Here is a 14,449-nt window from a genome sequence, read left to right on the forward strand (position 1 = left end):
CCTTTTGGAGAAATGCTGGTTGACGAGCATATCAATTCCTTTAACACGCCGTTTAAGTTTAACGGTAAGGAATATGACGAGGAAACAGGAAATTATTACTATGGAGCACGTTATTATGACCCAAAATGGAGTATGTTTATAGGAGTAGATCCATTGGCGGATAAATACCCTGACTGGAGTTCTTATGCTTATTGCTTTAATAATCCCATTAGATATGTTGATCCTGATGGAAGAGCACCTGAAGATATTATTTATGTAAACGCCAAGGGTGGAGTCATAAAAGTAGTAAAAGATGGTTCTGCAATCATAACTATTGTTGATGCAGATGGAAATAAATATAGTCCTTCTACGCTTGATTCCAATAATACTTACCATAGGAAGATAATGGCGAGTGTTGCCGGACATTATAGAACAAAAATGGGGATAGATCCAAAATATAAAACCGCGGCTGGTCCAAATCCAGAAGGGGATTTGGCGAATAAGAATCCTGCTTTTACGAGTCATAATAATAATCATATTGTTATCAATACACAAGGAGGTTTTAATAAGCATCTTGATGATGCCAATAATTTAATGAATGTAATCAAGCATGAAAATCTTCATCAAGTTAACAATGAGAAAGGTATAACTAGTACAATATTTAATCATGCCGATGTATATCTCGGACAGTTTGGAGATGATACTTTTAAAAATACAACCCCTGAATTTAAATTGGGACAGATTCATTCATTTGCTAATTATCTCTTAAATTTGGATAGAGATCCTACTGTAAATCAAAACCATATTGTAGATAAGATTGATGCATTCAATAAATTAAAAACGGGTTATTATATTAATAATCCGGGTAATTTCAAAAAAGGACAATTAAATTTAAAAATTTATCATGGGAAAGATGTTTATAAAGTTAAATATGAGAAAGTTGATAATTAGAGCTGTATTTCTTTTTTTATTAAGTCTAACCTGTCTGAGTTGTAATAATCAGTCTATGGGTAGCTTTATTGTTAATGGAGTTAATGACTATTGGTTAGTTTATGATGAAGCAGATCCAGGATATTTAGGAGGTGCTTATTTTAAGTTTAATGGTGATGGAAGTTCTACTCACTATCGAAAAAATTTAAATGGTGAATTTGAGCAAGTTACTAAAGATGGTGATTTAATTTTTGATGATATTGATTGGGTAATATCAAAAGACAGTATTTTAAAATGGGGTGAACATAGCTTAGATATTGTTGACTATAATGACAATACGTTTATTTTATATTTAAATAGGCAGGACCGATATTTGTTTCTATTTAAAGAAAAAAAAGGTTCAAATAGGAAAGGGAGTCAATATTATATAGATAAACGTAAAGAGTATCCCGAGAAATATCCTGAGCCTTATTCGGGTAATGTATCAGATTAGGTGTTTTGGTAAAATTACAATGTAACCATTTGAAAAACAGTATAAAATTAGAAATTTTGATTAAAAAAAGAGACGACCTGATGGTCGTCTTTTCTATTTTTAAGGTTTTAAAGAGCCTTAAAAAGGTTTTATAATAACTTAATGTATCAAAATGGTAGTTATGGCTACCAGCAACCGCATGCACCAAGAAAGATTACCGAATATCCGTCGTGGGTGAGTGTTCCTGAGAATGATCCCCGTGTAAGGCACAAGGAAATAGATTATGATGCTAATGGTAACCAAACCGAAATAAAGGAAAAAGTAGGTGAGGAATATGTAAGCCTGCGCAAAAACCTTTGGGATGAGGAGAACAGGCTGGTAGGTGTAGACCTTAACCCTGATGAGGAAACCGGTCACCCTATAGCAGTTTATACCTATGATGCCGGAGGAGAAAGGGTTATTAAATACAATCTTGACCGTATAGATGTCTCTTCCAATGCTACAGAGGTAGGACAGGAAACAAAGGATAATGTAATGATATACCCAAGTGGTTTGCTAATGGGTAAAGTAACTAAAATAAGTGCCTCAGAGAACAGGTTTATTTATACCAAGCATTATTATATGGGTACCGAGCGTATGAGTGCAAAAACCGGAACGTTCAGGGATTTAGGTTTATATCCGGATAAGATGGTATTAGATAAATTCCCTGGAATTAACCCTTCCATTATACGCAATTTAAGTAATCAAAGTGTTGATGATGCAGAGACAATAGTGAGTTATGTATATGGGCAGTTTGATCAAACAGCTAATATTCCTCAATTTAATTCATTTACTGAAGGTATATTAGATGACAGGTCTACCCATGATCCTAAACTGTATGATGCATTTTATTTTCATCCAGATCAATTAGGTAGTTCAAGTTATATCAGTAACTTAGCTGGTAACGTGAGCCAACATATAGAGTACATGCCGTTTGGTGAAATACTGGTTGACGAACACATCAATTCCTTTAACACGCCGTTTAAGTTTAACGGCAAGGAGTATGACGAGGAAACGGGGAATTATTATTACAGTGCCAGGTATTATGACCCAAAATGGAGTATCTTTATATCGGTTGACCCCTTGGCGGAGAAAACAATGAGTTCTTATGGATATTGTTATAATAATCCTATAATTTATACAGACCCTGATGGTAGAGACCCAATATATGGTAAAAATTTTTGGGGTAGAACTAAGCTTATAGGTGATGATGGAAAGAATGATGGACAGAGTTATCTTGTAAGAGGAGTGATAAAGAGGGATGTTAAAAAAGCTACTAAAGCTGGTGAAAATTATAAAGGTTCACTTGCCGAAAGTGATAATGTATTTAAAATTCCAACAGGCGGTGTAATGGATGATGTGATAAGTTCGGTCAATGACACAAAGACATCCCAGAAAGAACACGGAGGACACGCAAATATTGGAGATTCTAATGCAACACGTTGGGACGAAGGACCGGCAGCGATAGGATTTACAGACAAAGATGGTAATCTGGGAGCAAAAGCAACATTGACGATGTTTAAAATTGGGGGTAAAAATAAAATGCCTTCAGATGCTTCCAATGTAGAATATTGGTGGCATACACATCCAAAAACATCAGTAAACGGGTTATTATTAGGAAGTTCAAATCCTTCGCCAGCAGACTTTAAAGGGCAAACAGAAATGATTAAAAGAGAATTTAAAGGCAATACTTTTGTTATCGGAGTAAGAAGTGGTACCGTTACATTTTATAATGGCAAGAAACCATTGATTACAGTTAAGTATTCTGACTTTAAGACAATGGGCGGTAAATAAATCTTTAATTGAAATGAAAGAAACTATAAGAATAACTTTAGCAGTCATTGTAATATTTTGTACATCCTGTTCAACGATGAAACAAAATATTAATAAGAACAACAAGTTCACAGACAAAACAATATCTTCCCTTTTAGAGAAGAACGGGAATGTTTTTTACCTTACTTCTACTTATGCAACTTTTTCAACGATATGGACATACCATAATGATAAGCTTGAGGTTTATAAATTAGCAAATGGTAAAATAAGCCTTCAACAAGAATATTCCACAACAAGCATTTATAATGTTAACCAAATATCAAAAGAAGAATTATTTGAGTTAGACCAATGTATGGAATTAGACGGGGACGGCTTTGGTTATAGGATAAAAAGAGATTCAGAAATAGAGCAACAGGACTTGCCTATAGGCATAGAATGTTTTACCAAACTAAAATACAAATCTGATTTTTTAAACAAAGTTGTCGAAGACATCAATACTCATAAAATGTGGGATGTTCGATATGAATAGCCAAAACCCCAGGCTTAGAGCTTGGCGTTTTTTTGATAATGTATTGGTAATATAGAGATTAGGTGTTTTGATAAAACTGTTAACGTAATCATCTGAAAAACAGTATTAAATTAAAAATTTTGATTAAAAAAGAGACGACCTGTTGGTCGTCTCTTTTTTATTTTTAAGGCTCTTTAAAGAGCCTTAAAAAGGTTTTATAATAGTTGGTAAATGGAGGAAATTCAATACGATTGAATTGATTTGGATTGAAATTCTAAAAGAACTACGCTATTATAATTTACCATTAATAGTATTAAAAATAATCAAGGAAACAGTTAGTTTACCCGTTCCGTATTTCAATCTAGTTCAACAAATAGGAATTGATGTATTTGAAGATTTATTGAAAAGACAGTTTTCAGAAGAGCAATACAATATAATAATCAATTCAGAAGCGCATAAACAACTTAGAAAAACGAAACAAATCAATGGATTGGAAAGTCTTATGCCTGATAATTTGTTTGAATTCTTCTTTTTAGAAGCTTATTTTTTGAAATTTCAATATAAAATTTTATTGAATTATAATGGACAAATGACTTTTTACAGTGAGTTATACAGGGATGAAATAATCAATAGTAACTATTATAAAGAACACCTTGAAAAAAGTCACTTATCAATTTCAATAAATGAATTGATTTCAAAGGTTTTTAATGATTATTCAATAAGAGATTTAAAAGCGCATTGGAGATTAATCAATGAAAATGAAGTTGATTTATTGAATTTGATTCAATCGGAGAAACAATTAAAATCAATAAATATTAGATTTAATAATAAATCAAAGATTGATTTATTGGAGGTTAAAGAGGAGATTAATGTATCAATTAATCAATATGTAAAAAACTTGCTTGTAGCTGGCAATTATGAAGAAATAAGAATTGTAACCCAAAAGGGGCAAATAGCCGTTTGTGAAAAAACAACTAAAAGAAAAATATAAAGTACTGTAGACAGCAGACTATTTAAAAATCGGTTTTATTATACCTGATAAGCAGGATAATGAGCGCATGATTTTAATAATGTCTAAATCTAATTTATTATCAGAGCAAAAAAGAAATAGTTATAAGAAAGAATTAAAAAAAGATTACAAAGATTTATCTGAGGAAATCCTTGACGAATTAATTGATTACCTAATGTTTTTAGCAACATGGGAAACTTCAATAACAAACAAGCTCTAGTATTATGAGTATTAAGAAAAGAGCAATAATTATGGCCCGTGTTTCAAGTGATGAACAGGCTAAAGGATATTCTTTGAATATACAGGAAGATAATATGAGAAAGTGGTGTGAGGATAGAGGTGTTGAAGTTGTTAAATGTTTTAGGGAAGATCATTCGGCTAAAAACTTCAATAGGCCTGAATGGAAAGAATTGAAAAAATATGCCCGAATCAATCAAAAATCAATTGATATGATTTTAGTTACAACTTGGGATAGGTTTTCTCGTAATACTACTGATGCTTTCAATGAATTACATTATTTCAGGAATATTGGTATACTAAAATCAATCCAACAACCTATTGATTTTAGTATACCTGAAAGTAAAGAGCTTCTTGCAATTTATTTGACTTTACCGGAAGTTGATAATGATAGAAGATCAATGAAAATTAAGGAAGGTATTAGAGCAGCATTAAAGTCAGGAAGATGGAGTAGATGTGCTCCTATTGGCTATAAAAACTCTAGAGATGAAAATAATAAGCCAATCATAGTAACTAATGAAAAAGCTGATGGTATAAAATTAGCTTTTACAGAAATATCTCAAGGTTCTTCACAACAATTTGTTTTAAAAAATTTAAAACAATTCGGTTTTACTGTAAGCAGGAATAATTTATCCTTATTGTTAAGGAACCCTTTGTATGTAGGGAAGGTAAGAGTTCCTGCTAACGAAACCGAGCCTGAAGAAATTGTAGAAGGTGTACATGAACCCATTATTGATTACGAACTTTTTATAAAAGTACAAGATGTATTAAACAAGGGATATAAGGATAGAAATAGGAAAAAAGAAAACTCAGCAAAACCTGAATTACCGTTAAGAGGTATTTTGTTTTGTTCAAACTGTGGCAAAAAAGTTACAGGTAGCGCCAGCAGGAGCAAAACACTTTTATTATCATTGCAACTACTGTAAGAAGGAAAGATATAGAGCAGAAGTTACTAATACATCTATTGAGTCGTTTTTTGATGAATTAAAGTTTCGAAAATCAGCTATGAGTATTTATACTGATATGCTTAAATTATTAAGTGCAGAGCGAAATAATACATCAATAAAAAAACATGATTTAAAGGAAGTAAAAAGTCAAATATCAATTTTGGAATCAAGAATTGATAAGTTACAGGATTTATTAATTGATGGAGCTTTTACGATCCAGGAATATGAAAAAAAGAAGGCTCAGTTTCAAACAAAGTTAGATGAACTAAAAGCTTATGTGTTGCCTCCTAATAGTATGGATAAAGAAACTGAAAGTAAGGTAGAGCGAGGAATTAATCTACTTGTAAATGCCAAAAAAATATATCAAAAAGCGGATGTAGTAGAAAAACAAAAGCTTTTGAGTTCGATATTTCCCGAAAACCTTGAATTTTCAGAACAAAAATGTCGAACTCCGAGAATTAATCAATTATTAGTTCTTATGTTGTTGGTAAATAAAGATTTAGATGGAATAAAAAAGGGACAACTCTTTAAGAATTTAGAGTTGTCCCGTCCAGTGGAATCGCCGGGAATCGAACCTTATTCGAAATGACCTGTAAAACCTATGTGTTTCGATGGGTTTGAAAAAATTGCATCGAACTTGCACCTATCTGAAAGAGATGTCTAAATGACTACTTCATAATTCTTTATGCTTACAAATATAAGAATTTATGGTTAGGTATGACTGATACTATTTAACCATTACTTGAAAAGTTGCAGAATATCTGACTTGGTACAGTAATAGGAACAGAGAAATTTTTTGAAACGTATTTTTCCGTTAAGCCCGATATTTTGTAATGTCCCCAGAGAAATATCCAACATTTTCGGACGACTTTTCTATTGAGCCATTCAGCAGCAATATTTGCATTTTAGTTTGCTAAAAACAAACTCATCTTCTTTACTTCTCTTATGATTTAAGTGGCGAACTGCCATAAATCTTCTTTAGTTACAGGCCCTTTTATAACACCATTATTTGCAAAATTTTAGTGAGGTACAAATCTCCTGTTTAAATTTATTTATAAGCTACTATTATCCTCAAAAAAGTCGGTAAAATAAAAAACAGTATCTATAAAATATAACACCACATTTTGTGTCAGTACATTTTCATCATGTAAATCTTCGAATATTATACCGATGTCATTATTGATATAATCATGGTTTCTGTTATTCTCAAAACCGTTAGAAGTGGTTGGAATTGATTCCTTATAATTTTGCGCATTTTATGTTATATGCAAATAGCGGATTATCATTTTGTTTGTATGGAATCAACATAGAGGCATCAAAATTTAGAAGTTTAATTTTGGCTCATATAGGTATATAGATATCTTACTTTTATAAGATACACTGAATTGGACCTTTATCAAGATCAGGTTCTAAAGAGTTATACTTTTCGTTTTTATCATTATTGGAGGGATAGCCAGAGTAGAATTTGTTGCAAGGCGGATTCTAATGTAGGCGAAAACTGATGAGAATGGTAGTAAAGAAAATTGTATACGTGAGAAAATCACTATGAATAAGGTGAATTATCATGGTAAAAAAGGCGACATGTACTCATAGTCAACAATTATTTTATAATTTTTACCCTCAAAAACAAGAAAGAAATGGAAAAGGACTATCGCTTTGCAAATGTAACGTTGCCTCACCCGAACAGTTTGCTTGTTATTGAACCCTTAGATTACTCTAATCCTTACGACTTTCAAAGACCACATCGTCATGATTATTTTGAAATTATCTGTGTGGAAGGTGGACAGGGTACTCAGTACATCGACTTTAAAAAATTCGATTTAGCGGGTGGACAGGTTTATAATATTTATCCTGGTCAGGTTCATTTGATGCACCGAGGTAGTGCCTATGGAGTATTAATACAATTCCGTAAAGATTTGTTCGAGTTCATAAAACCGATTACTCACGATCAGTTATATTTTAATAATCCTGCTTTTACCCCTGACCAAAGTACTTTTAACCGCTTGTATGATATTGCCGGGCAAATAAAGGATCTGTTACTTCAAGAAGAACTGACAACTATTTCAAAATACAAGGCATATAGCTATTTGCAAATTGTTCTTTTAACTCTTGTGGAAATGAAAGATAAAGACAGCTTAACAATAAATAACTCGCAATTGGTTTCTCTCCTTCTTTCACTATTGTCTGAAAATATTTATTCCTGTAGAAAAGTAGCAGATTACTGTGAACTAATGAACTGTTCGCAGGATAAACTAAATACAGCCTGTAAAAATGCACTGGGTAAAACTGTTTTAGAGCTGATACATGAAGAATTATTATTGGAAATCCGGCGACTTTTCCTTTTAAGCCCATTATCATTAAAAGAGATTGCCTACGAATTAAATTTTGACAGTCCTGCTAATTTCAGTGCATTTATCAAATCGCATACAGGACTAACCCCAACAGAGCTGCAAGCCTCTATACTTGAAATTTATAAGTAATTGGGTAGTTTTCATAACCTATTCTGTTTAGTTAGTTAATAGCTTTACCTGCTTTAAAGAGTAAAATTATTTGTTATGAAAAAGATTTTTATTTTGCTACTGTTCACAATTACCATCCATGCGCAGGAATATAATATCTGGTATTTCGGGGGTAACGCAGGTTTAGACTTTAACGGCGGTGTTCCGGTCGCCTTTACTGATGGCCAACTATATTCGCCGGAGGGGTCTGCCTCCATAGCAGATGCCAATGGGGAACTTATCTTTTATACAAACGGAGAAACGGTTTGGAACAAAAACCATGAAATAATGCAAAACGGGCAAGAACTATTTGGTCATAGTTCAAGTGTTCAATCCTCATTAATAGTACAGCAACCTCAGAGTCAGAATATATATATTATATTTACCACCTCTGCCATCGAAGCGGAATATGGACTCAGATACTCGCTAGTTGACATGGAACACGATGGTGGTTTAGGTGCCATAACACAAAAAAACATCTTGTTGAATACTCCTACCACTGAAGCGCTTACCGCCACGTGGCACAGTAATGGAGAAGATATATGGGTTGTGGCTCACGAATACGATACCAGTTTATTCACTGCCTATCTGGTTACTGCAAACGGTGTTATGACCAATCCTGTTATAAGTGATATTGGTTTCGATATTGAGCCGTCGGGCCAAGCTTGTTTAAAACTATCACCCGATGGGTCCAAACTTGCCTTAAGTAGGTTTAGAATGGAAAATGGAACAGAGTTATTTGATTTTGATACATCAACAGGGATAGTATCTAACCCGGTAACTGTTACAACGACAAGTGACTATTATGTAGAGTTTTCGGCCTCCGGAGATGTTTTATATGTTAGCACTACAGTTGATCTGCTTAGCAGAAAGATATATCAATATAATTTGCTGGCCGACATTATCCCTGCATCAGGAATTGAAATTTATAATGATACACTTTCTCCTAGTGGACTATCTGTCGGGGCGCTTCAAAGAGGACCAGATGACAAAATATATGTTGCCATAAGGGGTAGAAGATTCTTATCGGTTATCCATCAACCGGATGTTATTGGCGTTGATTGTGACTTTGAAGAGAATGGATTAAGTTTAGGCGGAATACCCCTTATTTTTAGCACAGCAGGGTTGCCAAACACTATACTTTCACCATTGAGGATAGATCTAACCAATCCCAGCTGTATAGGCGAGCCATCTGCCTTTTCATTTAGCAGTTCAGGATTGTTCAGCAATATTCATTGGGATTTTGGCGATGGCTCCACTTCGCAGGAGTCGAACCCTTTACATACGTATCAGCAAGCAGGTAACTATACTGTAAGGTTTACGGCAGAACAAAATGGGGTAGTAAGAAGTAGCCAGGCTGTAATAGAGATCGCTCCTTTGCCATCTATAGGACAGCCAGATGATATGTGGATGTGTGAAGAGAGCGCTATTCATACTGCTGTCTTTAATCTTGCGACACAAAATGCTCCAATACTTGATACTCTAAATTCTATCGATTATACAGTAACTTACCATTTGTCAGAAGACGAGGCTGAGGCCGGGGCGGGCAGCCTGTCCACAAATTTCAGTAATACTTCAAATCCGCAAAAAATCTACGCGAGGGTAGAGGATATAAATTCAGGGTGCTATGCTACAACCTCCTTCGATCTTATTGTTTCTCCGAAGCCGGAAATAGTAATGCCTGATAATTATACCCTCTGTAAGAATGCAAGTGTAACCCTTACTGCTCCGCAGGGTCTTGATGGCTATATATGGTCCACCGGTGAAACAACACGCAGCATAACGGTTGACAGTGCGGGTGTTTACATACTGTCTGTCATAAAAGAAATCAACGGGATACTATGTGAAAATTCAAAGGAGATCACTGTTGATGTGTCAGATGTTCCGTTTATTACTCAGGTTATAACCAGTGACTGGACAACGAATAATAATATAATAAGCGTTATGACTTCAGGAGGTGGAAGTTATGAATATTCACTGGACGGGATTACCTATCAGGACAGTCCGCAATTTTATAATCTGGAAAGTGGTTTATACACAGTTTATGTAAGGGACAGGGATGGCTGCGGTATAGCCAGCAAAGAGGTGACACTATTGATGTATCCAAAGTTTTTTACGCCCAACGGTGACGGGATAAATGAAACATGGAGAATTAAATACGCCTACAATGAACCTAATATGGTTATCCATATTTTTGACAGGTATGGTAAAAAAATCACTTCTATTACAGGTGATAGCCAGGGCTGGAACGGTACGTATGACGGCAAGGATCTTCCTGCTACGGATTATTGGTTTATAGCGGAAAGACAGGATGGCAGACTATACAAAGGGCATTTTTCGATTTTGAGGTAAATAGTACGACTTCTTATAGAAAAATCATAAGCAATTCCGTTCTTTTGATAACAAAATGAATAACTTAGAAGTGTAACTTCACTACAACAATTATAAAATAGATGTTATGAAAAAATTATTAGTATTAACGGTCATCAGTATGGTTATTTTACCAGTTAGGGCCCAATTACAAAACCCTGATTTTGAAGTTTGGACTCCCAATCCGGAAAACCCTGAAGTTTATAATATAGCCCAAGGATGGACTCGAACCAATTCCCTGCCGATTTTTAGTACAGGCGGGTTTTACTTTGATGCTCCTGCAGATGCCCAGCAGGGTAACCATGCCTTAAAAATGTGCGTGTGGAACCATAGCGATAAAGATGAGGCCTATCAGATGGCACCCATAGATTACAGACCCAGTGCACTTACCGGATTTTATAAGTATATACTGAATTCGGTTATTGAGGTGGAAACAGGAAATGTTATTGAAGACTATGCCTCTGTTAGGGTCTATGTAACCAAATCCAATGAAGTTATAGGAACCGGTCATATCACACTTGGCAGTAGTGAGAATTATACAGCTTTTGTTTGTCCGATTACCTATAGCAGCAATGAAACCCCGGACTATATAAAAATAATGTTAGACTGCTCTGTCTTAACCATTAACTGGGAAACATGGTTGTCATCACATTCGTCAGCTTTTGACGATGGAATTAGCTCCATATTTACTGTAGATAATTTACAGTTGGAGGCTAATTTAGGGATTAGTGATTTTAGCGATAATGATGTGGTAGTGTATCCCAATCCTGTTTCTGATAAATTGTTTGTATCCGGATTTGAAGGAGCACTGGAGATTTACGACCTAATGGGTAAATTAATCATTAAACATGATTATATACAATCCTCAGGTATCAATGTATCCGCTTTGCAGAGCGGGTGTTATGTAGTGAAATTAACTAATGATGAGAAAACATTTATAACAAAAGTTTTGGTAAGATAAATAATAAGTTTTAGTATGTTCTTGGATAGGGTATAGAGTTTGGTAAGTTGTTTCAATTAGTTGAAATCGATTTTGTAATAATTCCTAAAACTTCAGTATGTTTCTTTCTTTTGTATCATTAAGGATAATATATATAAGGACTATTGTATCTTCAAAATCACTCAAATCAGGTAAGTACTGTTATGGTAAATTATTGTAATAACATTAGGATAGTTTTTGAAAATAAAAATTCACTTAAAAATAGTTTTCCTTAAACTAGTAGTAAGAAGTGTATAGATACAATTTATAATAAAAACACTTTTTATCATTTACCAATTCATGTATATTAAAACACTTAGTATGGAAAATTATTTAGAAGCCAGTCCTGACTCTGCTAAAGAGTTTTATTTAAATTTTAAAAGTGAAGGAGAAATTGTAATGCTCAATTTGCTGAGATTTAAACGGACAGCTGATTATAAAAATTTAGAATACATAATTCCAGAGAAGGAAATAAGCGGGCAGGAAGCCTATAAGTTGTATCTTGATGGTATCTCCCCCTTACTACTAGAGGCAGGAAGCGAAATCATTTATTATGGTAAAAGTAAGGGGTTTTTAATTGGTCCTGAGGCAGAGCAATGGGATGCTATTTTACTAGTAAAGCACAAGTCAATAATAAATTTTATAGAATTTGCGCAAAGTAAAGATTATCTGGAATATGCATATCACCGTTTAGCAGCACTTGCAGATTCACGTTTGTTACCTAGTACTGAAATTAATTATTATCACTAAAGATTTAAGCATTTTTAATCACCGGTTATTCTGTTGAGATTATTTTAATATTAGTTACCGGTTTACCATCTAATAAGATCAAAAGGTGAATATAAAAATTATCATTCTCATTTATTATGGAACGTAATTCAGTAAACTCAAAAAAGTTTGGTTTAGTTTTGTGACGTTGGTTACCCTATATATTAAAAAGTTGTAGTGCTCAATAGTTCTAATTTTCTTGAAACCAGTTTTCAGTGTATAGCATATTTCTTTAAAGCCCCCAGAAATATAAAAATCCAGGACATTAACTGTTCTATTCGTCTTATTAGCAAAATCATGAATTGTTTTGGCAAGAGCTTATAAAAAAGTTCCGTTTTATAAGTTTATGCATTTCTCACCAACCAGTATTGGATGTAATTCGCTCTACAGGGTAAACATTTCGTCACCATTTTCATACAGATGTGCTCCTTGAACCAATAGAATTTAGTTTAAGCCACCGCTCGCAAATACTGTATTTGTTGATTGTCTTATTTTTTTAGATTTGAAAACAGCAACAATTGTTTCGTGATTATGTACTTTACATCATCCAGTTAGTAGAAATAGTATGTCTGATTAGTTTTTGATTTAGGTTGTCCAATTACAATTAAGGATATTTTAAAAAGTAGTCTAAAACATTTTCTGAATGTAGCAAATTATTATAATCCATATAATTTTCAGGCTCAGAACCTATTATTTTAATTTAAAGCTTGAAGAAATTAATGTGACTTTTGAGATATACAATTTTTAGAATAATAAATTTTTAATCTCTTTGAGAATTAACCTAGGGGGAAACTCTATTTTCATATCAGAGGATATTAATCCGTGAATAAATCAAATCAATAATGTTGTTGAATATTTTTTAGGTAAATGGCTGTACACCGTAGTGGTATTTGGTAGGTGTATTTGCTAGGATGTTATTAGTTTGGTAGCCTAGAACTTGTTTCTTGTTTTCAAATTTTAGTCATTATGTCTCTCAATAAGATGATTAAGTCTTACTGATAGCAGTTTAGGATATAATCTAATTTTTCATATCATAAGAAGGTTCTGTACGGCTTTATGAAAACGGACTTTTACCGACTCATGTAAATTATAAACTAACACTTATAGGTAACTGTACTGGATCAGACTAAATATTATTATATAGTAATTGTCATTACCTGTCATTATTAATCTACACCTAATTAATTTACGATGAATGAAGATTGGAATATGAGTCTTTCCTCTTTGTAAATTTTACAGGTAATAGCAAAGCTGCTTCATTAGCATTAAATGCCGCACGTGCCTATGAAAAAGGTACAAATATAGAGGTAGAAGGTAATAAAAATGAAAACCATACATAACAGTGTAAGGAAAAACTAATACCTAGTTTAATCATGGCATTCGCATGTTTGAATAAGTATTTTGTATTTAATATAGATTAAGCATTATTCAGTAATTTATATGTACTGACTCCTGTTACTGTAAAGACAATATGAGCTATTAAAAGCTGCCGGTAATAGCCCATTCTATTATTGTATGGAGGATTATCATGGCTACTGAACAATGTTTTCCAGATGAGTATCCCTATTAGTCCGCTAAACGAACCCATAAAGAGTATCTTATGGGTTGTAGGCCTATTCAATGTGTTTTGCCACAAAAGGTAGTATCCGCCAATAAAGAAAATTCCTGCAGCATAGTGCAGAGCCCATCCTGCGGGATGGGTATAGGTGTTGTCGATTTCCGGCAAGGCTTGGGAATTATCAATCAGCTTGTTCATGACCACTGGCTCTATATATTCCTGGTGTTCTTTTTTGGCACGGTAATAACTGTAAAGGGTCATTAATGTAGTGCCTGCTATGCCTGCAATAATAATTTTTCCGACTGCCTTCATTTTATAAATGTTTAAATAATTTACCATTAGTCAGCCTTAGAAAAGTTTTCTGTTCTAAATGGGCTGAATT

13 protein-coding genes are annotated in these 14,449 nt (G+C 33.6%); 11 read left to right on the forward strand and 2 right to left on the reverse strand.

Annotation, left to right across the window (positions count from 1 at the left end; translation table 11 throughout):
• The 7 genes from ABS768_RS04070 to ABS768_RS04100 all read left to right on the forward strand — a co-directional run.
• On the forward strand, positions 1 to 930 hold a 930-nt coding region (locus ABS768_RS04070), incomplete at its 5' end, for an RHS repeat-associated core domain-containing protein (RefSeq protein ID WP_408073693.1).
• Positions 931 to 985: 55 nt separating this feature from the next.
• Complete coding sequence (locus ABS768_RS04075; protein WP_408073694.1) at positions 986 to 1,402, forward strand: hypothetical protein; 417 nt, start codon at positions 986 to 988, stop codon at positions 1,400 to 1,402.
• A gap of 141 nt (positions 1,403 to 1,543) precedes the next feature.
• Positions 1,544 to 3,214 (forward strand): RHS repeat domain-containing protein, encoded by a 1,671-nt coding sequence (locus tag ABS768_RS04080; protein ID WP_408073695.1) that lies wholly within the window; start codon positions 1,544 to 1,546, stop codon positions 3,212 to 3,214.
• A gap of 13 nt (positions 3,215 to 3,227) precedes the next feature.
• The gene (locus ABS768_RS04085) at positions 3,228 to 3,722 is read left to right on the forward strand and encodes a hypothetical protein (RefSeq protein WP_408073696.1); all 495 of its coding nucleotides are present in this window, start codon (positions 3,228 to 3,230) and stop codon (positions 3,720 to 3,722) included.
• Between the two features lie 235 nt (positions 3,723 to 3,957).
• A complete protein-coding gene (locus ABS768_RS04090) occupies positions 3,958 to 4,692 on the forward strand; it encodes a hypothetical protein (RefSeq protein ID WP_408073697.1) in 735 nt (244 codons plus the stop codon).
• Between the two features lie 242 nt (positions 4,693 to 4,934).
• A complete protein-coding gene (locus ABS768_RS04095; protein ID WP_408073698.1) occupies positions 4,935 to 5,873 on the forward strand; it encodes a recombinase family protein in 939 nt (312 codons plus the stop codon).
• Positions 5,806 to 6,483, forward strand: a complete 678-nt coding sequence (locus tag ABS768_RS04100; RefSeq protein ID WP_408073699.1) for a hypothetical protein — start codon at positions 5,806 to 5,808, stop codon at positions 6,481 to 6,483. Before ABS768_RS04095 ends, ABS768_RS04100 begins: the two co-directional genes overlap by 68 nt.
• Positions 6,484 to 6,946: 463 nt before the next feature.
• On the opposite strand, the gene ABS768_RS04105 is transcribed toward ABS768_RS04100, so the two are convergent.
• Positions 6,947 to 7,126, reverse strand: coding sequence for a putative polyvalent protein kinase domain-containing protein (locus ABS768_RS04105; RefSeq protein ID WP_408074015.1), 180 nt, complete (start codon positions 7,124 to 7,126; stop codon positions 6,947 to 6,949).
• 405 nt (positions 7,127 to 7,531) lie between these two features.
• Between ABS768_RS04105 and ABS768_RS04110 the strand changes: the two genes are divergently transcribed.
• The 4 genes from ABS768_RS04110 to ABS768_RS04125 all read left to right on the forward strand — a co-directional run bounded on the left by ABS768_RS04110 (position 7,532) and on the right by ABS768_RS04125 (position 12,491).
• Complete coding sequence (locus tag ABS768_RS04110) at positions 7,532 to 8,374, forward strand: AraC family transcriptional regulator (protein ID WP_408073700.1); 843 nt, start codon at positions 7,532 to 7,534, stop codon at positions 8,372 to 8,374.
• Positions 8,375 to 8,449: 75 nt separating this feature from the next.
• Entirely contained in the window at positions 8,450 to 10,744 is a 2,295-nt protein-coding gene (locus ABS768_RS04115) for a T9SS type B sorting domain-containing protein (protein WP_408073701.1), read from the forward strand.
• Between the two features lie 106 nt (positions 10,745 to 10,850).
• Entirely contained in the window at positions 10,851 to 11,723 is an 873-nt protein-coding gene (locus ABS768_RS04120; RefSeq protein WP_408073702.1) for a T9SS type A sorting domain-containing protein, read from the forward strand.
• A 339-nt stretch (positions 11,724 to 12,062) separates the two neighbouring features.
• On the forward strand, positions 12,063 to 12,491 hold the full coding sequence (locus ABS768_RS04125) for a DUF1330 domain-containing protein (RefSeq protein WP_408073703.1): 429 nt from the start codon (positions 12,063 to 12,065) through the stop codon (positions 12,489 to 12,491).
• Positions 12,492 to 13,926: 1,435 nt separating this feature from the next.
• Here ABS768_RS04125 and ABS768_RS04130 read toward each other — a convergent pair.
• Positions 13,927 to 14,379: a hypothetical protein gene (locus tag ABS768_RS04130; RefSeq protein WP_408073704.1), complete on the reverse strand. Its 453-nt coding sequence runs from the start codon at positions 14,377 to 14,379 to the stop codon at positions 13,927 to 13,929.
• Positions 14,380 to 14,449 lie beyond the last annotated feature (70 nt).

The organism is Flavobacterium rhizophilum, from assembly GCF_046000485.1.
In the GTDB taxonomy this organism is placed as follows: Bacteria; Bacteroidota; Bacteroidia; order Flavobacteriales; family Flavobacteriaceae; genus Flavobacterium; species Flavobacterium rhizophilum.

Coding starts and splice junctions, on each gene's coding strand:
- ABS768_RS04075 (WP_408073694.1), top strand. CDS start 986: ATGGGTAGCTTTATTGTTAATGGAGTTAATGACTATTGGTTAGTTTAT.
- ABS768_RS04080 (WP_408073695.1), top strand. CDS start 1,544: ATGTATCAAAATGGTAGTTATGGCTACCAGCAACCGCATGCACCAAGA.
- ABS768_RS04085 (WP_408073696.1), top strand. CDS start 3,228: ATGAAAGAAACTATAAGAATAACTTTAGCAGTCATTGTAATATTTTGT.
- ABS768_RS04095 (WP_408073698.1), top strand. CDS start 4,935: ATGAGTATTAAGAAAAGAGCAATAATTATGGCCCGTGTTTCAAGTGAT.
- ABS768_RS04110 (WP_408073700.1), top strand. CDS start 7,532: ATGGAAAAGGACTATCGCTTTGCAAATGTAACGTTGCCTCACCCGAAC.
- ABS768_RS04115 (WP_408073701.1), top strand. CDS start 8,450: ATGAAAAAGATTTTTATTTTGCTACTGTTCACAATTACCATCCATGCG.
- ABS768_RS04120 (WP_408073702.1), top strand. CDS start 10,851: ATGAAAAAATTATTAGTATTAACGGTCATCAGTATGGTTATTTTACCA.
- ABS768_RS04125 (WP_408073703.1), top strand. CDS start 12,063: ATGGAAAATTATTTAGAAGCCAGTCCTGACTCTGCTAAAGAGTTTTAT.
- ABS768_RS04130 (WP_408073704.1), bottom strand. CDS start 14,379: ATGAAGGCAGTCGGAAAAATTATTATTGCAGGCATAGCAGGCACTACA.